This window comes from Phytopseudomonas punonensis (assembly GCF_900142655.1).
Classification (GTDB): domain Bacteria; phylum Pseudomonadota; class Gammaproteobacteria; order Pseudomonadales; family Pseudomonadaceae; genus Aquipseudomonas; species Aquipseudomonas punonensis.
Genome location: NZ_FRBQ01000003.1, coordinates 146,299 through 162,411, shown reverse-complemented (window position 1 = coordinate 162,411; position 16,113 = coordinate 146,299). Strand labels below are relative to the sequence as shown.

General features: G+C 60.2%; 21 protein-coding genes. 14 read left to right on the top strand and 7 right to left on the bottom strand.

Translation table 11 applies throughout. From position 1 onward, the window contains the following. Positions 1–31: 31 nt before the first annotated feature. From folM to BUC40_RS10755, 5 genes are all read left to right on the top strand, one after another. On the top strand, positions 32–742 hold the full coding sequence (gene folM / locus BUC40_RS10775; protein WP_073265487.1) for a dihydromonapterin reductase: 711 nt from the start codon (positions 32–34) through the stop codon (positions 740–742). 21 nt (positions 743–763) lie between these two features. Then, positions 764–1,324: a GTP cyclohydrolase I FolE gene (gene folE / locus BUC40_RS10770; protein ID WP_139272162.1), complete on the top strand. Its 561-nt coding sequence runs from the start codon at positions 764–766 to the stop codon at positions 1,322–1,324. A 2-nt stretch (positions 1,325–1,326) separates the two neighbouring features. After that, the gene (folX, locus tag BUC40_RS10765; RefSeq protein WP_073265483.1) at positions 1,327–1,698 is read left to right on the top strand and encodes a dihydroneopterin triphosphate 2'-epimerase; all 372 of its coding nucleotides are present in this window, start codon (positions 1,327–1,329) and stop codon (positions 1,696–1,698) included. 82 nt (positions 1,699–1,780) lie between these two features. Further along, positions 1,781–2,083: a DUF1244 domain-containing protein gene (locus BUC40_RS10760; protein ID WP_073265481.1), complete on the top strand. Its 303-nt coding sequence runs from the start codon at positions 1,781–1,783 to the stop codon at positions 2,081–2,083. Further along, a complete protein-coding gene (locus BUC40_RS10755; protein WP_073265479.1) occupies positions 2,080–2,421 on the top strand; it encodes a HopJ type III effector protein in 342 nt (113 codons plus the stop codon). The genes BUC40_RS10760 and BUC40_RS10755 overlap by 4 nt, the downstream gene beginning before the upstream one ends. Before the next feature lie 221 nt (positions 2,422–2,642). Here the strand turns inward: BUC40_RS10755 and BUC40_RS10750 are convergent, their stop codons facing one another. After that, positions 2,643–3,860, bottom strand: a complete 1,218-nt coding sequence (locus BUC40_RS10750; protein ID WP_073265477.1) for an argininosuccinate synthase — start codon at positions 3,858–3,860, stop codon at positions 2,643–2,645. A 99-nt stretch (positions 3,861–3,959) separates the two neighbouring features. Next, positions 3,960–4,892 (bottom strand): flagellar protein MotY, encoded by a 933-nt coding sequence (locus tag BUC40_RS10745; RefSeq protein WP_073265475.1) that lies wholly within the window; start codon positions 4,890–4,892, stop codon positions 3,960–3,962. Positions 4,893–5,039: 147 nt separating this feature from the next. Between BUC40_RS10745 and pyrC the strand changes: the two genes are divergently transcribed. From pyrC to bfr, 5 genes are all read left to right on the top strand, one after another. After that, entirely contained in the window at positions 5,040–6,086 is a 1,047-nt protein-coding gene (gene pyrC, locus BUC40_RS10740) for a dihydroorotase (RefSeq protein WP_073265473.1), read from the top strand. After that, a complete protein-coding gene (rnt, locus tag BUC40_RS10735; protein WP_073265471.1) occupies positions 6,083–6,757 on the top strand; it encodes a ribonuclease T in 675 nt (224 codons plus the stop codon). Before pyrC ends, rnt begins: the two co-directional genes overlap by 4 nt. 5 nt (positions 6,758–6,762) lie before the next feature. Beyond that, on the top strand, positions 6,763–7,695 hold the full coding sequence (gene argC, locus BUC40_RS10730; protein ID WP_073266207.1) for an N-acetyl-gamma-glutamyl-phosphate reductase: 933 nt from the start codon (positions 6,763–6,765) through the stop codon (positions 7,693–7,695). A gap of 219 nt (positions 7,696–7,914) precedes the next feature. Then, positions 7,915–8,133, top strand: a complete 219-nt coding sequence (locus tag BUC40_RS10725) for a bacterioferritin-associated ferredoxin (protein ID WP_073265469.1) — start codon at positions 7,915–7,917, stop codon at positions 8,131–8,133. Positions 8,134–8,336: 203 nt separating this feature from the next. Then, positions 8,337–8,807, top strand: coding sequence for a bacterioferritin (gene bfr, locus BUC40_RS10720; RefSeq protein WP_073265468.1), 471 nt, complete (start codon positions 8,337–8,339; stop codon positions 8,805–8,807). A 245-nt stretch (positions 8,808–9,052) separates the two neighbouring features. Here bfr and fpr read toward each other — a convergent pair whose 3' ends face one another. Beyond that, positions 9,053–9,832, bottom strand: a complete 780-nt coding sequence (fpr, locus tag BUC40_RS10715; protein ID WP_070885588.1) for a ferredoxin-NADP reductase — start codon at positions 9,830–9,832, stop codon at positions 9,053–9,055. 120 nt (positions 9,833–9,952) lie between these two features. Between fpr and BUC40_RS10710 the strand changes: the two genes are divergently transcribed. Further along, positions 9,953–10,879 carry a LysR family transcriptional regulator gene (locus BUC40_RS10710; protein WP_073265466.1) on the top strand — a complete coding sequence of 309 codons (927 nt, stop codon included), beginning with the start codon at positions 9,953–9,955 and terminating at the stop codon, positions 10,877–10,879. 12 nt (positions 10,880–10,891) lie between these two features. Here BUC40_RS10710 and BUC40_RS10705 read toward each other — a convergent pair whose 3' ends face one another. After that, positions 10,892–11,257 (bottom strand): diacylglycerol kinase, encoded by a 366-nt coding sequence (locus BUC40_RS10705; RefSeq protein WP_073265465.1) that lies wholly within the window; start codon positions 11,255–11,257, stop codon positions 10,892–10,894. A 90-nt stretch (positions 11,258–11,347) separates the two neighbouring features. Further along, on the bottom strand, positions 11,348–11,998 hold the full coding sequence (gene erdR, locus BUC40_RS10700) for a response regulator transcription factor ErdR (protein WP_073265463.1): 651 nt from the start codon (positions 11,996–11,998) through the stop codon (positions 11,348–11,350). Between the two features lie 157 nt (positions 11,999–12,155). On the opposite strand from erdR, the gene BUC40_RS10695 reads away from it, so the two are divergent. Further along, on the top strand, positions 12,156–13,049 hold the full coding sequence (locus BUC40_RS10695) for a DMT family transporter (protein ID WP_073265461.1): 894 nt from the start codon (positions 12,156–12,158) through the stop codon (positions 13,047–13,049). On the opposite strand, the gene BUC40_RS10690 is transcribed toward BUC40_RS10695, so the two are convergent. Beyond that, a complete protein-coding gene (locus tag BUC40_RS10690; RefSeq protein ID WP_073265459.1) occupies positions 13,033–13,743 on the bottom strand; it encodes a tRNA-uridine aminocarboxypropyltransferase in 711 nt (236 codons plus the stop codon). The two genes, BUC40_RS10695 and BUC40_RS10690, sit on opposite strands and share 17 nt — an antisense overlap. A gap of 247 nt (positions 13,744–13,990) precedes the next feature. Between BUC40_RS10690 and BUC40_RS10685 the strand changes: the two genes are divergently transcribed. Next, positions 13,991–14,392 (top strand): quorum-sensing-regulated virulence factor family protein, encoded by a 402-nt coding sequence (locus BUC40_RS10685; RefSeq protein WP_073265456.1) that lies wholly within the window; start codon positions 13,991–13,993, stop codon positions 14,390–14,392. A 53-nt stretch (positions 14,393–14,445) separates the two neighbouring features. Continuing rightward, positions 14,446–15,519, top strand: coding sequence for an LOG family protein (locus BUC40_RS10680; protein ID WP_073265453.1), 1,074 nt, complete (start codon positions 14,446–14,448; stop codon positions 15,517–15,519). A gap of 121 nt (positions 15,520–15,640) precedes the next feature. On the opposite strand, the gene recX is transcribed toward BUC40_RS10680, so the two are convergent. Continuing rightward, positions 15,641–16,105, bottom strand: coding sequence for a recombination regulator RecX (recX, locus tag BUC40_RS10675; RefSeq protein ID WP_073265451.1), 465 nt, complete (start codon positions 16,103–16,105; stop codon positions 15,641–15,643). Between the last annotated feature and the right edge of the window lie 8 nt (positions 16,106–16,113).

The window sequence follows — 16,113 nt, the reverse complement described above, 5'->3', positions numbered from 1 at the left end:
CGCCTCCTCCGTTAACTTGCGGTCGACTTCCATGAGCGTCAGCAACGCCCCGATCCTGATCACCGGCGCCAGCCAGCGCGTCGGCCTGCATTGCGCCGAGCGCCTGCTCGACGACGGCCATTCTGTGATCGTGACCTTTCGCGGCGAGAAGCCTGCCCTGCAGCGCCTGCGTGATCGTGGCGTGCTGACCCTGCAAGCCGACTTTAGCGATGAAGCCAGCATCATGGCGTTTATCGACGTATTGAAAAGCCATACCGACAGCCTGCGCGCGATCGTGCACAACGCCTCGGCCTGGTTCGCCGAAGCGCCTGGCGAAGAAGCTGCTGCCTTTCAACAGCTGTTCACCGTGCACATGCTTGCTCCCTATCTGATCAACCTGCACTGCGCCGAGCTGCTGCAGCGCAGCGAGAGGGCTGACATCATCCATATCAGCGATGACGTGGTACGCAAGGGCAGCGGCAACCGGCCCGCCTACTGTGCCAGTAAAGCCGGCCTGGATAGCCTGACCCTGTCGTTCGCCGCACGCTTCGCGCCTGGCATCAAGGTCAACGGCATCGCCCCGGCGCTGCTGATGTTCAATGACGATGACGACGCCGAATACCGAACCAAGGCCCTGAACAAATCCGCGCTGGGCTTCGAGCCCGGCCCAGGCGTGATCTACCAGAGCCTGCGCTACCTGCTGGACACGCCCTATATCACTGGCACCACCCTGACCGTGAACGGCGGCCGCCACCTCAAGTGAAGCGCCGCGAGGATAATGACGATGAACCCATTACTGCCCAACCATTACCGTGAAATCCTCCTCGGCCTCGGTGAAGACCCCGAGCGCGAAGGCCTGCTGGATACCCCGAAGCGCGCTGCCAAAGCCATGCAGTACCTGTGCAATGGCTACGAGAAGAGCCTGGAAGAAGTCGTCAACGGCGCGCTGTTCAGCTCCGACAACGACGAGATGGTGATCGTCAAGGACGTCGAGCTTTACTCGCTCTGCGAACACCACCTACTGCCGTTCATTGGCAAGGCGCACGTCGCCTACATCCCCACCGGCAAGGTGCTGGGGCTGTCGAAGATCGCCCGCATTGTCGACATGTACGCACGTCGCCTGCAGATTCAGGAAAACCTCACCCGGCAGATCGCCAACGCCATCGAGCAAGTGACCAAGGCCGCCGGCGTGGCCGTGGTGATCGAGGCCCAGCACATGTGCATGATGATGCGCGGCGTTGAGAAGCAGAATTCGGTGATGAGTACCTCGGTGATGCTCGGCGCCTTCCGCGAGTCCTACAATACTCGCCATGAATTCCTGCAACTGATCGGACGGAGCAAGTAAGCATGCCCAGACTGGAACCCGGCATGGCGCGCATCCGCGTCAAGGATCTGCGCCTGCGCACCTTCATCGGTATCAAAGAAGAGGAAATCAACAACAAGCAGGACGTGTTGATCAACCTGACCATCCTCTACCCGGCCGTCGACGCGGTGCGTGACAACGACATCGACCACGCGCTCAACTACCGCACCATCACCAAGGCCATCATCGGCCACGTGGAGGGCAATCGCTTTGCCCTCCTCGAGCGCCTGACCCAGGAAATCCTTGACTTAGTGATGGTCAACGAGGCCGTGCGCTACGCCGAAGTAGAAGTCGATAAACCCCACGCCCTGCGCTTCGCCGAATCAGTGTCGATCACCCTCGCAGGCCACCGCTGATCCGCACTCTTAGACAGGCAGCCCGTTGCCGAGCTGCCTGCCGGCTTCTATCATCGCGCCATCCCTCCCGGAGAGAAACGCCATGAACGATCAACAACGTCTCGAACTGGAAGCTGCCGCCTACCGCCGCTTGGTGCAGCATCTGCGCGAACGCCCGGATGTGCAGAACATCGACCTGATGAACCTGGCCGGCTTCTGCCGCAACTGCCTGTCCAAGTGGTACAAGGCCGCTGCCGACGACCTGGATATCGCCATCACCCCGGATCAAGCCCGTGAAGACGTCTACGGCATGCCTTACGCCGAGTGGAAGGCCAAGTACCAGACCGAAGCCAGCGCCGAACAGAAGGCTGCCTTCAACGCCAAGAACCCGAAAGGATCCGCATGAGCCACCTGAACGACTTCCGCGCCCGCCTGAGCGGTGAACACTTCGCCTTCGCCGAAACCCTGGCGTACATCGCCGAGCACTACGACTATCAGCCCTGTACCTTTCGCAACGGCGACGTGGAAAACGCAGCTGGCCAAAACGAAGGATCGTGCAAGACCCTCGGCCTTGCCCTGCTCGAAAGCCTGAGCGATGAGGAAGCCTTGCAGTGCTTCGGCGAACACTACCGCAGCGTACTGGCCACTCCCGAAGGCAGTGACCACGGCAATATCCGCGCGCTGATAAAAACCGGCCTGGCTGGCGTCACGTTCGAACAGCAACCGCTGACCCGCAAGGCCTAAGCTTTCGCGAATCCTGGCTGGGCATTCGCCCGGCCAGCTCCGCCGCTCTGCCTGGCAGATCGGCGGCAGCCTCGACAATCATCACGCCCACACAAAAACCGCCCTGAAGCGAGATTGCCAAAGGCAGTCGGTTGATAGGTCGTGGGTGATGTTTGCAGAGAAATCACACGCCGCAGCCCTGGCGAATGCAGGGCTGCGGCGTGGATTGGAACCGCTAGCCGTTACAGCAGCTTGCGATCCTTGCCAGCAGCGATGCGCAAGCGCAGGGCATTGAGTTTGATGAAGCCCGCCGCGTCGGCCTGGTTGTAGGCGCCGCCGTCTTCTTCGAAGGTGGCGATGTTGGCATCGAACAGTGAGTCATCGGACTTGCGGCCGGTGACGATGACATTGCCTTTGTACAGCTTCAGGCGAACCACGCCATTCACGCTGGCCTGGGAGGCGTCGATCATCTGTTGCAGCATCAGACGCTCAGGGCTCCACCAGAAACCGTTGTAGATCAGGCTGGCGTACTTGGGCATCAGCTCGTCTTTCAGGTGAGCGACTTCGCGGTCAAGGGTGATCGACTCGATGGCGCGGTGCGCCTTGAGCATGATGGTGCCGCCCGGTGTTTCGTAGCAACCGCGGGACTTCATGCCCACGTAACGGTTCTCGACGATGTCCAGACGACCGATGCCGTTCTCGCCACCAATGCGGTTCAGTTCGGCCAGCACGGTAGCCGGGCTCATTTCCTTGCCGTCGATGGCAACGATGTCACCAGCCTTGTAGGTCAGCTCGATGTAGGTCGGGGTATCCGGCGCCGCTTCCGGCGACTTGGTCCAACGCCACATGTCTTCTTCGTGCTCGGTCCAGGTGTCTTCCAGCACGCCGCCTTCATAGGAGATGTGCAGCAGGTTGGCATCCATGGAGTATGGCGACTTCTTCTTGCCGTGACGCTCAATCGGGATCGCGTGCTTCTCGGCGTAATCCATCAGCTTCTCGCGCGACAGCAAGTCCCACTCGCGCCATGGAGCGATGACTTTCACGCCTGGCTTGAGTGCATAGGCGCCCAGCTCGAAACGAACTTGGTCGTTGCCCTTGCCGGTAGCGCCGTGGGAGATGGCGTCAGCGCCAGTCTCGTTGGCGATTTCGATCAGGCGCTTGGCGATCAGCGGACGAGCGATGGAAGTACCCAGCAGGTACTCGCCTTCGTAAACGGTGTTGGCGCGGAACATCGGGTACACGAAATCGCGAACGAACTCTTCGCGCAGGTCATCGATGTAGATTTCCTTGACGCCCATGGCCTTGGCCTTGGCGCGGGCCGGCTCGACCTCTTCGCCCTGACCGAGATCGGCGGTGAAGGTCACCACTTCACAGTTATAGGTATCTTGCAGCCATTTGAGGATCACCGAGGTGTCCAGGCCACCGGAATAGGCCAGAACTACCTTTTTGACGTCCGCCATGCCATCCACTCCACGGGTTGTTCGAAAAGCCCGTGATTCTACTGCCCATGGGCGGCAATTTACAGGGGTGCGACAGGCCGTGGCGTCAAGGCGACAGGATCAGGACGTGGCGGCCGGCGTGGAAGGCACTGGCGGCGGCGCTTGTTCGGCAGGCTGCGCTGAAGCTTCGGGCACTTTGTCCAAGCGCACGGATACCCGGCGATTCTTGTCGCGATTGGCTGCCGTGTTGTTGGGTGCAAGCGGATAACGCTCGCCGTGGAAGCGCATGATGATGCGCTCATCGGGCACGCCGTTGGCCTTGAGATAGTCCATCACCGCGAGCGCACGGCGGCGCGACAGGTCGCGATTGGTCAGGCGATTACCGCTGTTGTCAGAGTGCCCATCGAGTTCGATGCGGTTGACCGTGGGATCGGCCCTCATGAAATCGAGAATGATCTCCAGCTTGGCCTTGGCCATCGCATCGAGCTCGGTGCCGCCGCCGGGAAAGCCGATATTGGATTGGCGCACCTGATCAAAATTGACCGGCAGCAACTTGGCGGTGCAATTGAGGTAATCATCGTACGCCTTGCGAAAGCGCACGGGCAGCAACCGCACTTCCAGGCTCTCGCCACCCACCGAAGTACGGTGGCGCACCAGCGGGCTGCGCCCTTCGAGCAAACCGGTAAGCAAGCGCCCGGCCTGTTCCTGGCTACTGTTGAACGGCACTTCACCGTTGGCGACATTGACGACGCCAAGGTTGATGTCGCCGCGCCCCGGCTGCCAGGGCGCCGCAGCAGCCAACAAAATGGCCGAGCCATTGCCCAACCAGCGCTCGCGCGCCTGCAAGCGGAAAGTGGCCTGCTCACCCGCGCGGCGCACGAACTCGCCGGAACCAAAGTCGGTCACGGGCTGACTCAGGCGACACTCGAACTTATCGCCGGCCACCTGCCATTCGACCTTCTCCAGGCGAGTCTGGAAGCTGATCGCGGCCGCAGACAGGCTCACGCCCGCGCTGACGATCAATCCGATGAGAAGGAAAAGAGGCTGTCGCACAGCAAGCTCCGGGTAAATACAACGTACCCTTCTGGTATCGGTGGCCGCCGGGAAAACTTGAGCGAACCGTCGGCCTATCTGCGACGTGCCCCCGTCAGCCTTTTCCGGTAGCATTCCGGGCATGTTTCGCCCCGCCTGGAAGCCTCAATGACCGACCGCATCACCCTGCTGCGTCCTGACGACTGGCACATCCACTTGCGCGACGGTGCAGTATTGCCGCACACCGTCGCCGATGTTGCCCGCACCTTCGCCCGCGCGATCATCATGCCCAACCTGGTCCCCCCGGTGCGCAATGCCGCCGAGGCGCAAGGCTATCGCCAGCGCATCCTCGACGCGCGGCCAGCCGGCAGCAGGTTCGAACCGCTGATGGTGCTGTACCTCACCGATCGCACCACCGCTGAAGATATCCGTGCGGCCAAGGCCAGTGGCGTCGTCTATGCAGCGAAGATGTACCCGGCAGGTGCGACCACCAACTCCGATTCGGGCGTCACCAGCCTGGACAACATCACCGGCGCGCTGGAAGCCCTCGCTGAAACGGGCCTGCCGCTGCTGGTGCACGGTGAAGTGACCCGTTCGGAAATCGACGTATTCGATCGCGAAAAGGCCTTCATCGACGAGCACATGCGTCGTGTTGTCGAGCGTTTCCCGACTTTGAAAGTGGTGTTCGAACACATCACCACCGCCGATGCCGCGCAGTTCGTCAAGGAAGCACCGGCCAACGTCGGGGCGACCATCACCGCCCAGCATCTGCTGTATAACCGCAACCACATGTTGGTTGGCGGCATTCGCCCGCACTTCTATTGCCTGCCGATTCTCAAGCGCAATACCCATCAGCAAGCACTTCTCGATGCCGCCACCAGCGGCAACCCGAAATTCTTCCTCGGTACCGACTCGGCGCCACACGCCAAGCACGCCAAGGAAAATGCCTGCGGCTGCGCCGGTTGCTATACCGCTTACGCCGCCATCGAGCTGTACGCCGAAGCCTTCGAAGACCGTGGCGCGCTGGACAAGCTGGAAGGCTTTGCCAGCAAATTCGGCGCTGACTTCTATGGCCTGCCACGCAATACCGACACCATTACCCTGGTGCGCGAAGCCTGGGTCGCTCCGGCGAGTCTACCGTTTGGCGAGCAGACGGTAATTCCCCTGCGCGCAGGTGAAAGCCTGCGCTGGCGCTTGCTGGAGGCGGGTCAATGAGCGAAGAACTGTACGAAGACGATCAGGAACAACAGAGCAGCGGCGGCCCGCGCCATCCCATGGCAGCACGTTTTCGCGGCTACCTGCCGGTGGTTGTGGATGTCGAGACCGGCGGTTTCAACAGCGCCACTGACGCCCTGCTGGAAATCGCCGCGACCACCATCGGCATGGACGAAGGCGGCTTCCTGTATCCCGATCACACGCATTTCTTCCGGGTCGAGCCGTTCGAGGGCGCCAATATCGAACAGGCGGCGCTGGATTTTACCGGCATCAAGCTCGACCATCCGCTGCGCATGGCGGTAAGCGAGGAGCATGCGCTGACCGAAATATTCCGTGGCCTGCGCAAATCCCTGAAGGCCAACGGCTGCAAGCGCGCCATTCTGGTCGGCCACAACAGCAGCTTCGACCTGGGCTTTCTCAACGCCGCGGTCGCCCGCTGTGACCTCAAGCGCAATCCTTTCCACCCCTTCTCCAGCTTCGACACCGCCAGCCTCGCCGGCCTCGCCTATGGGCAGACCGTGTTGGCCAAGGCGTGCCAGGCCGCCGGCATCGAGTTCGACGGCCGTGAAGCCCACTCCGCCCGCTACGACACCGAGAAGACTGCCGAGCTGTTCTGCGGCATCGTCAATCGCTGGAAGGAAATGGGCGGCTGGGAAGACTTCGACGAGTGAATGCCATGAAAAAATATCAGATCTTCATCGATGGGCAGGCTGGCACCACCGGCCTGCAGATTCGTCAGCGCCTGGCAGACCACCCGCAGATCGAAGTGGTCACCATCGACCACGACAAACGTCGCGATGTTGAGGCCAAGCTCGAACTGATGCGCTCGGTCGACGTGACCGTGTTGTGCCTGCCCGACGACGCCGCCAAGGAAACCGCTGCCCAGGCCCGTGAAGTTGGCTCCCGCGTGCTGGACGCCAGCTCCGCGCACCGTACCGCCAGCGACTGGGTATTCGGCATGGCTGAACTGGCCAAGGGCCAACGCGAGGCCATCGCCAAGGCCGCTGCGGTGAGTAACCCGGGCTGCTACGCCACAGGCGCCATCCTGCTGCTGCGTCCGCTGATCGATGCCGGCCTGTTGGCCGCGGATCGCGAGCTGTGCATCAATGCCGTGTCCGGCTACACCGGTGGCGGCACCAAGATGGTCGAACGCTACGAGGGCGAAGGCGCGCCGGTCTACGCCGCCTACGGTCTGGGCTTCGATCACAAGCACATCCCGGAAATCCAGCATTGGACCGGCTTGAACGCTCGCCCGATCTTCCAGCCGGCGGTTGGTAGCTACGACCAAGGCATGCTGGTGATGATCCCGCTGCAAGGCAGCAACGGCGCCGAGCTGCACAAAGCCCTGAGCGCCTATTACCAGGGTGAGCAGTTCGTCCAGGTGCTACCGTACAACGAAATCCCCGCCGACTCGGCGCCGTTCATTACCCCGCACGGGTTGAACGGCAGCAACCGCGCCGAGCTGCAGGTATTCGGCGCAGGCAGCGGCAACCAGGCGCTGCTGGTGGCCAAGCTCGATAACCTCGGCAAGGGCGCATCAGGCGCTGCAGTGCAGAACCTGAACATCATGCTCGGCCTGGAAGAAGGGCTCTGCACGCAAATTGTGTGAGCACTGCCCCACCCATAAAAAACCGGCTCATAAGCCGGTTTTTTATGGGCCATCGTTTGGCACACATAAACGCTAGACGAACCGATGGATGCACCCGAAACGCCGCTCATCGAAAGTTGAGAAATTGTGCCAATCAAGAGCCGGTTTATCTTTGACACGCATTCTCATTAACATTAGTATCCTTCGCTATCAGTCTCAGCCAAACGACGGGCCAAGCCTATGTACGTCTGCCTCTGCGAAGGTGTCACCGACGGTCAGATCCGCGAAGCAATCTACGAAGGTTGCTGCAGCTACCGTGAAGTCCGTGAAACGTTGGGCGTTGCCAGTCAGTGCGGCAAATGTGCCTGCCTCGCCAAGCAGGTGGTGCGCGAAACACTGGGTGAAGTGCAGCAAAGTCAGGTTGCGATGGCGTACCCAGCAAATTTTATCGCTGCCTGAATTAACCGATTTCAGAGAACCGGATCTAGCATCCGGTTTTTTTATGCCCAAAATTCAATGAGTTAGCGCCAAGACGCACAACTTAAACACTCTCATTTATATTTATTTTCACTTATATTTCAATAACTTACGTTTGACAGCTGTATCTTGCAAGCCCAGAATTCGCCATCGGTTACTTAATTCCAGGCAGGACGGGCATCATCATGAAAGGCGATAAGACAGTAATTCAGCACTTGAACAAGATCCTCGGCAACGAGCTGGTCGCGATCAACCAGTACTTTCTGCACGCCCGCATGTATGAAGACTGGGGCCTGACCAAGCTGGGCAAGCATGAGTACCACGAGTCCATCGACGAGATGAAACACGCGGACAAGCTCATCAAGCGCATCCTGTTCCTCGAAGGCCTGCCGAACCTGCAGGATCTGGGCAAGATCCTGATCGGCGAGAACACCCAGGAAATGCTCGAGTGCGACCTGAAGATCGAGCACAAGGCGCACATCGATCTGAAAGCAGCCATCGCCTACTGCGAAAGCGTCGGAGACTACGCCAGCCGCGAACTGCTCGAAGACATCCTCGAATCCGAGGAAGAACACATCGACTGGCTGGAAACCCAACTGAGCCTGATCAAGGCAGTTGGTCTGCAGAACTACCTGCAGTCGCAGATGGACGAATAATCGTCGGCTGCAACGAAAAACGGGAGCCAAGGCTCCCGTTTTTTTATGCTTGTACTTGTGCTCAGGGCATTAAAAAAAACCGGATCGCCTAAAGGCGCTCCGGATTTTTGAGCGCGGATTCAAGGAGCTTGCGAGCTAGAGCCATGCAAGGCGAAAGTAAGCGAAAAAGCGGAATGTACTCTTGTACATGAGCATTTTGAGCTTTCTTTCAACGCAGCAGGGCCGACGCGCAGCTGCTCACCCGATCACTTCTCGACGAAGGCGCGCTCGATCAGATAGTCACCCGGCTCGCGCATACGCGGCGAAATCTTCAGGCCGAAGCTGTCGAGCACTTCGCTGGTTTCGTCGAGCATGCTTGGGCTGCCGCAGATCATCGCGCGGTCGTCCTGCGGGTTGATCGGCGGCAGGCCGATGTCAGCGAACAGTTTGCCGCTGCGCATCAGGTCGGTCAGGCGGCCCTGATTCTCGAACGGCTCGCGAGTCACGGTCGGGTAATAGATCAGTTTTTCTTTCAGCGCGTCGCCGAAGAACTCGTTCTGCGGCAGGTGCTCGGTGATGAACTCGCGGTAAGCCACTTCGTTGACGTAGCGAACACCGTGAACCAGGATCACCTTCTCGAAACGCTCGTAGGTTTCCGGGTCCTGAATCACGCTCATGAACGGCGCCAGGCCAGTGCCAGTGCTGAGCAGGTACAGGTGTTTGCCGGGGTTGAGGTCATCAAGCACCAGCGTGCCGGTGGGCTTCTTGCTGATGATGACTTCGTCACCTTCTTTCAGGTGCTGCAGCTGCGAGGTCAGCGGACCATCGGGCACCTTGATGCTGAAGAACTCCAGGTGCTCTTCCCAGTTCGGGCTGGCAATGGAATAGGCACGCATGAGCGGACGGCCATTTTCCTGCTGCAAGCCGATCATCACGAACTGGCCATTCTCGAAGCGCAGGCCCGGATCGCGGGTGCACTTGAAGCTGAACAGCGTGTCATTCCAGTGGTGAACACTGAGAACGCGTTCGTGGTTCATGTTGCTCATGTATGGGCTCCTGAAAACTTCCGGCACGCTGGTTCGTAAGCGCAATTGCGCGGCATTCTAATCGCGGCCAGAATATCTGTTAAATGAATTATCAAGATATAGGTTATCGGTTATATAGATATGCGATTTACTCTACGTCAACTTCAAGTATTCGTCGCCGTCGCCCAGCAGGAGAGCGTGTCAAAGGCCGCTACCCTCCTCTCCCTGTCGCAATCTGCCGCCAGCACATCGATCAGCGAACTGGAGCGACAATCGAGCTGCCAGTTGTTTGATCGCGCTGGCAAACGCCTGAGCCTCAACGCCTTGGGCCGCCAGTTACTGCCACAAGCGGTCGCGCTACTCGACCAAGCCAAGGAAATCGAAGACCTTCTGAACGGTAAATCTGGATTCGGTTCGCTCGCCGTCGGCGCGACGCTGACCATCGGCAACTACCTAGCGACGCTGCTGATCGGCGGCTTCATGAAAGTGCACCCGGAAAGCCAGGTGAAACTGCACGTGCAAAACACCGCGCATATCGTGCAGCAGGTGGCTCACTATGAAATTGACCTGGGTCTAATCGAGGGCGACTGCAACCACCCGGATATCGAAGTGCAGAGCTGGGTCGAGGACGAGCTGGTGGTGTTCTGCGCGCCGCAACATCCCTTGGCGCAGCGTGGCCATGCCGGTATCCGAGAGTTGAGCGGCGAAGACTGGATTCTTCGCGAACAAGGCTCGGGCACGCGCCTGACTTTCGACCAGGCCATGCGGCATCACTCCGACGCCCTTAATGTGCGCCTCGAACTGGAACATACGGAAGCGATCAAACGCGCCGTGGAGTCCGGCCTGGGTATCAGCTGCATCTCACGACTGGCACTACGCGATGCATTTCGCCGTGGCAGCCTGGTGCCGGTGGAAACGCCGGATCTGGACCTGCGCCGCCAGTTCTACTTCATCTGGCACAGGCAGAAGTACCAGACAGCGGCGATGCGCGAGTTCCTCGACATGTGCCGGGCGCTGACCGCCGGCATCCGCCGTAGCGATGAGATAGTGCTACCCGAAGTGCGCTAGGGTCTGCTGACCCTAGCCAAGCAGGATAATCGCCCAGACGCTGGCGATCAGCGTCAGCGACACCAGTTGCGCGGCACTGCCCATGTCCTTGGCGGTTTTGGACAGCGGATGCAGGTCGAGGGAGATACGGTCGATAGCGGCTTCGACTGCCGAGTTGAGCAGCTCGACGATCAGAGCCAGCAGGCACGCAGCGATCATCAGCGCCCGCTCGCCACGGCTCACATCGAGCAACAGCGCAACAGGAATCAGCACCACATTGAGCAGCACCAACTGGCGGAATGCCGCTTCACCGGTAAAGGCGGCGCGCAGGCCGTCGAGCGAATAGCTCGCAGCATTGAAGATACGTTTTAAACCGGTTTGTCCTTTGAAAGGCGACATGGGCAGTGAACCGCGATTGGAAAGGCCAGCAGGGTACGCGAGAGCATCGTGAAAATCTCGTGAAACCCGCGGCCAAAAGCAGCGATTGCCTCAGGCAGCCGGTACGGACTCGAGCTGCTGCAGCAGCAATGCTGCCTGGGTGCGGGTGCGCACGCCCAGCTTGCGGAAGATAGCCGTCACGTGGGCCTTCACCGTCGCCTCGGAAACGCTCAGCTCATAGGCGATCTGCTTGTTCAGCAGGCCTTCGCAGACCATGGTCAGTACGCGGAACTGCTGGGGCGTCAGGCTGGCCAGACCGGCGCTGGCGGCTTTGGCCTCGCTGGACAGACTAGCTGCTTCCTCGCTCTGCGGCGGCCACCAGACCTCGCCTTCCAGCACTTGGCGAACGGCCTGCTGAATCACTTCCAGCGAGCTCGACTTTGGAATGAAACCGCTGGCGCCAAATTCGCGAGAGCGCAGCACTACGGCAGCCTCTTCCTGAGCAGAGATCATCACCACCGGAATTTGCGGGTACTGACCACGCAGCAGTACCAGGCCCGAAAAGCCGTAGGCACCTGGCATGTTGAGGTCGAGCAGCACCAGATCCCAGTCGGTTTTCTCGGCCAGCCGGGCTTCGAGCTCGGCGATGCTGGCCACCTCGACCAGCCGCACGCCCGCACCAAGGCCCATCGTCAGGGCTTGCTGTAGCGCACTGCGAAACAGGGGGTGATCATCAGCTATCAGGATTTCGTAAGCGGCCATGGCAGATCCTGTTCTTTTTATAGGCATACCGCGCTGCAAGCCCCATCTGCCTGACAGCGTAACGTACGGCGCCGACAAGCATGCCCAGCGCAGGCGGGGTGGTCAAGCGCAGCGCTTTGCGGCAAAGTCTGCGCCCTTTTGCAGGGAGCTCATAACCATGCCCAATCACGCACTGCGCGCCGATCTGCTAATGCTGCTGACAGCGATGATCTGGGGCTCGTCCTTCGTCGCCCAGCGGCTGGGCATGGACGCAATCGGCCCGTTCCTTTACAGCGGCCTGCGTTTCGCCCTAGCGGTGATCGTCCTGCTGCCCGTGGTCATGCTGCTGCGCCGCAGCGCGCGCCCGGCATCGCCCATCAGTAAACCCGTATTGTTTGGCGGCTGCGTGATGGGCGCGGTATTGGCCCTTGGCATCAATCTGCAGCAGGTCGGCCTGTTGTTCACCAGCGTAACCAACTCAGGCTTCATCACCGGCCTGTACGTGATCGTGGTGCCGCTACTTGGGCTGTTACTGGGCCACAAGACCGGCCTCGGTATCTGGCTGGGTGCCTCCCTGGCAGTAGTCGGCATGTTCCTACTCAGCGTGGGCGACGGTTTCCGTATCGCCTCCGGTGACTTGCTGCAGTTGGCCGGCGCATTCGTATGGGGCATCCACGTGCTGCTGGTGAGCTTTTTCGCTGGCCGTCATGACGCCCTGATACTGGCTCTGGTGCAGTTCGTCACCTGCGCGCTGATCAGCCTGGCCTTGGCACTGATATTCGAACCGCTTCCCGGCACAGAGATTACGCAGGCGCTGCCAGCGATTCTGTATGGCGGGATTCTTGGCGTTGGGGTGGGTTTCACCTTGCAGGTCATCGCCCAGAAACACGCCATCGCTTCCCACGCGGCGATCATTCTTTCCCTGGAGGCCGTGTTCGCGGCGATCGCCGGTGCGCTGCTGCTCAGTGAGTCACTCTCGGGACGTGGCTACGTTGGTTGCGCGCTGATGTTCGCCGGCATGCTGCTGGCGCAGCTGTGGCCAAAACCGGCAGCTGTTACAGAAAGGCCTTGAGGCGTTCATGCAACTCGTTCGACAGGTCCACCGCGCGGGGCGCCTTGGAAGTCAGGTAGTGCTCGCTGAACACATCGAGATAGGCATTCAGCGCATCGGCTGCACGCTCATCGCCAGCCAGCTCCAGGCACATTGCCGCAACCTCGGCAGTGCATAGGTGATCATCGCGCTTCGAGCGCCTTAGCCGGTATCGCGACAGCGTCTCCGGCTGCAAGCTGAGCACCGGCAGGCTATCGAGATAGGGGCTCTTGCGAAACATCTTGCGCGCCTGCGTCCAGGTGGCATCGAGCAGTACGAAAAGCGGGCGCTTGCCCTGCGGCACATCGACTTCAGTCACCACACGCTCTGGCTCGGCATACTCGCCAGGGAATACCAGGTACGGTTGCCATTGCTCCTCAGCAAGCAACGCAGGTAACGCGGCATCGACTTCGGTGCGCGACCAGCCAAAGGCCGAGGTATCGGCAACCACATCGGCGATCAACCAACCGGTGTTGCTCGGTTTCAGCGCCTCGACGTCATGCATCACCAGGCACACGCCTGAGTTGGCCGAAACCTTAGGTTTCCACGCGCACAGGCAATGGCTAGCAGCCAGACGACAGTCCGGGCAACGTGCGGCCCGCGAGCCGCGAGCCAGAAACGGTTTGACGCTACGGGCCAGGCGCGCAGCGCGCAACGCGTGAACGGCATGGCTCATGGGCGCACGCCCGTGCGGGTGAACATCACGCAATCGAAAACAGAGACAAACATATCTGGCCGCAGTTGCACCGGAATAAGGGCGCGTAGTCTAGCAAGTACCGCGCGCCCAGATGCCGTTCAATGCGCTCTGCGAGTGGGCGGCAAGCTTGATAAGATCCGTCATCGCCTGTCGACTTCATTCACCAGAACGAACATAAACGGACGAGCCCGGTCTATTACCGCTCACTGCCCTCAGGAGTCTGCCAATGCAGCGCATCGCCCTTTCCGTTCTCCTCGCCAGCCTGCTCCTGCCAGCCGCCCACGCCGCCTCGCTCAAAGGCTACGAGCTCACCCAAACCCTGGAAAAAGTGGCCAAGGAAAGCAGCGCCGGCACGCCGCGCGCCATCAATGAAGACATTCTTGACCGTGGCTACACCGTGGAAGGCAACGAGCTGATCAATCACCTCAGCGTTCGCCCTGCCCACGCCACGCAGATGCGCAGCAACCCCGATACCGTCCGCGCGCAACTGGCCAACAGCGTGTGCAGCAACCCAGGCTTTCGCAAGCTCTTGGTCAGCGGCGCAGTACTGCGCTACGAGTTCAGCGAAATCCAGAGCAACCGCCCGATTACCACCGAGCGCTTCGGCAAGGCCGATTGCCGCCTGTAAGCATGTTCGGTACGTAACGCCAGGCTGCATTGACGCATAGAAGGAGTAGCGCAATGGATGACCACGTAAACGGCAAACTCGCTACCACAGAGCATGACGGTGACACGACACTGGCTGCCGAGCTGGACGCCCTGGCTGCCCGGATAACGCCAGCAGGCAGCGCCAATGTTGCGTTGTACCGGGAAATGCTCGCCACCATCGCACGCATGGCCCAAGCGGATCGCAACCGCTGGGACGCCAAGATCATGTTGCAGACCGTTCGCGAACTCGAGCGGGCGTTCGCCATGCTCGATCGCTTCCGCCATCGTCGCAAGGTCACCGTGTTCGGCTCGGCGCGCACCCAGCCTGGCCATCCGGTCTACACACTGGCTCGCGAACTTGGCAGCACCCTGGCCCGCCACGAGCTGATGGTAATCACCGGAGCCGGCGGCGGCATCATGGCGGCCGCCCACGAAGGCGCGGGTCGCGACAACAGTCTGGGGTTCAATATCACCCTGCCCTTCGAGCAATCGGCCAACGCGGTCATGAAAGGCAGCGACAACTTGCTGTCCTTCCATTTCTTCTTTCTGCGCAAACTGTTCTTTGTCAAGGAAGCCGACGCGCTGGTGCTCTGCCCCGGCGGTTTTGGCACCCTGGATGAGGCCTTGGAAGTCATCACCCTGATCCAGACCGGCAAGAGTCCGCTGGTACCCGTGGTTCTGCTCGACGAGCCGGGCGGTACCTTCTGGCTGGGCCTGCTCGATTACATCCAGCAGAATCTGGACAGCAACGGCTACATCCTTTCCAGTGACATGAACCTGATGCGCCTGGTGCACGACGCCGAATCAGCAGCCCAGGAAATTGATCGTTTCTACGCCAATTACCATTCCAGCCGCTGGCTGAAAGAACTGTTCGTGGTGCGCATGCGTCATGCGCTTACTGACGACGCCGTCTCCCAGTTGAACCTGCAGTTCAGTGACCTGTGTAAAAACGGCGATATCGAACAGCTTCAAAGCGGCGACGAGTACACGGACGGCCCCGAACTGCACAAATTGCCACGCTTGGTTTTCGCATTCAGTGGTCGTAACGCTGGGCGGCTACGTGAGTTGCTCGATGTGATCAATCAGCCGGAACACTGGCTGAGTTGAAGATCGCGCTCACTGGCAAGCTGCGCTAGAAGGTTTCAGCGAGCTGTGTTTGAAATAGCGGCGTTTGAGAGAGCCGTAAAGAAAGGCAAGCCTTGCACATGAATGCACAGGGTTTACAGACTCAGTCATCGAAGCCGCCGCGTAACAGCTGCCCGACCAGATCCATCGGATAACCGCGATAAACCAGAAAACGCATCTGCTTGGCCCGTTCACGGGCATCGGCAGGTAGCTGCCCGGCAAACTTGCGTTGCCAGGTTTGCTGCAAACCATCACGCCAATCAATACCGCTGTCGCGCAGCGCCTGGTCAATATCCGCTCTGGCAAGGCCACGCTGAGACAGGTCATCACGAATACGCTGCGGGCCGAAGCCCGAGCGTGCGCGATAGCTGATGAAGCTTTCCAGATAACGCGCTTCGGATAACAACCCCTCCTCGCTCAAGCGATCAAGGGCTGCTTCGATATGCTCATCGCTGGCTCCGCGTTGACGCAGCTTGCGCGCCAGCTCGACACGACCATGCTCACGGCGCGCCAGCAAATCCATGGCGGCATGGCGAACCGCTTGCAGGTTATCCAGGATCAAGGCCACAAACTGGA

Excerpts from the sequence above, each read along its gene's own strand:
- folM (WP_073265487.1), top strand. The coding sequence starts at position 32 with ATGAGCGTCAGCAACGCCCCGATCCTGATCACCGGCGCCAGCCAGCGC.
- folE (WP_139272162.1), top strand. The coding sequence starts at position 764 with ATGAACCCATTACTGCCCAACCATTACCGTGAAATCCTCCTCGGCCTC.
- folX (WP_073265483.1), top strand. The coding sequence starts at position 1,327 with ATGCCCAGACTGGAACCCGGCATGGCGCGCATCCGCGTCAAGGATCTG.
- BUC40_RS10760 (WP_073265481.1), top strand. The coding sequence starts at position 1,781 with ATGAACGATCAACAACGTCTCGAACTGGAAGCTGCCGCCTACCGCCGC.
- BUC40_RS10755 (WP_073265479.1), top strand. The coding sequence starts at position 2,080 with ATGAGCCACCTGAACGACTTCCGCGCCCGCCTGAGCGGTGAACACTTC.
- BUC40_RS10750 (WP_073265477.1), bottom strand. The coding sequence starts at position 3,860 with ATGGCGGACGTCAAAAAGGTAGTTCTGGCCTATTCCGGTGGCCTGGAC.
- pyrC (WP_073265473.1), top strand. The coding sequence starts at position 5,040 with ATGACCGACCGCATCACCCTGCTGCGTCCTGACGACTGGCACATCCAC.
- rnt (WP_073265471.1), top strand. The coding sequence starts at position 6,083 with ATGAGCGAAGAACTGTACGAAGACGATCAGGAACAACAGAGCAGCGGC.
- argC (WP_073266207.1), top strand. The coding sequence starts at position 6,763 with ATGAAAAAATATCAGATCTTCATCGATGGGCAGGCTGGCACCACCGGC.
- BUC40_RS10725 (WP_073265469.1), top strand. The coding sequence starts at position 7,915 with ATGTACGTCTGCCTCTGCGAAGGTGTCACCGACGGTCAGATCCGCGAA.
- bfr (WP_073265468.1), top strand. The coding sequence starts at position 8,337 with ATGAAAGGCGATAAGACAGTAATTCAGCACTTGAACAAGATCCTCGGC.
- fpr (WP_070885588.1), bottom strand. The coding sequence starts at position 9,832 with ATGAGCAACATGAACCACGAACGCGTTCTCAGTGTTCACCACTGGAAT.
- BUC40_RS10710 (WP_073265466.1), top strand. The coding sequence starts at position 9,953 with ATGCGATTTACTCTACGTCAACTTCAAGTATTCGTCGCCGTCGCCCAG.
- BUC40_RS10705 (WP_073265465.1), bottom strand. The coding sequence starts at position 11,257 with ATGTCGCCTTTCAAAGGACAAACCGGTTTAAAACGTATCTTCAATGCT.
- erdR (WP_073265463.1), bottom strand. The coding sequence starts at position 11,998 with ATGGCCGCTTACGAAATCCTGATAGCTGATGATCACCCCCTGTTTCGC.
- BUC40_RS10695 (WP_073265461.1), top strand. The coding sequence starts at position 12,156 with ATGCCCAATCACGCACTGCGCGCCGATCTGCTAATGCTGCTGACAGCG.
- BUC40_RS10690 (WP_073265459.1), bottom strand. The coding sequence starts at position 13,743 with ATGAGCCATGCCGTTCACGCGTTGCGCGCTGCGCGCCTGGCCCGTAGC.
- BUC40_RS10685 (WP_073265456.1), top strand. The coding sequence starts at position 13,991 with ATGCAGCGCATCGCCCTTTCCGTTCTCCTCGCCAGCCTGCTCCTGCCA.
- BUC40_RS10680 (WP_073265453.1), top strand. The coding sequence starts at position 14,446 with ATGGATGACCACGTAAACGGCAAACTCGCTACCACAGAGCATGACGGT.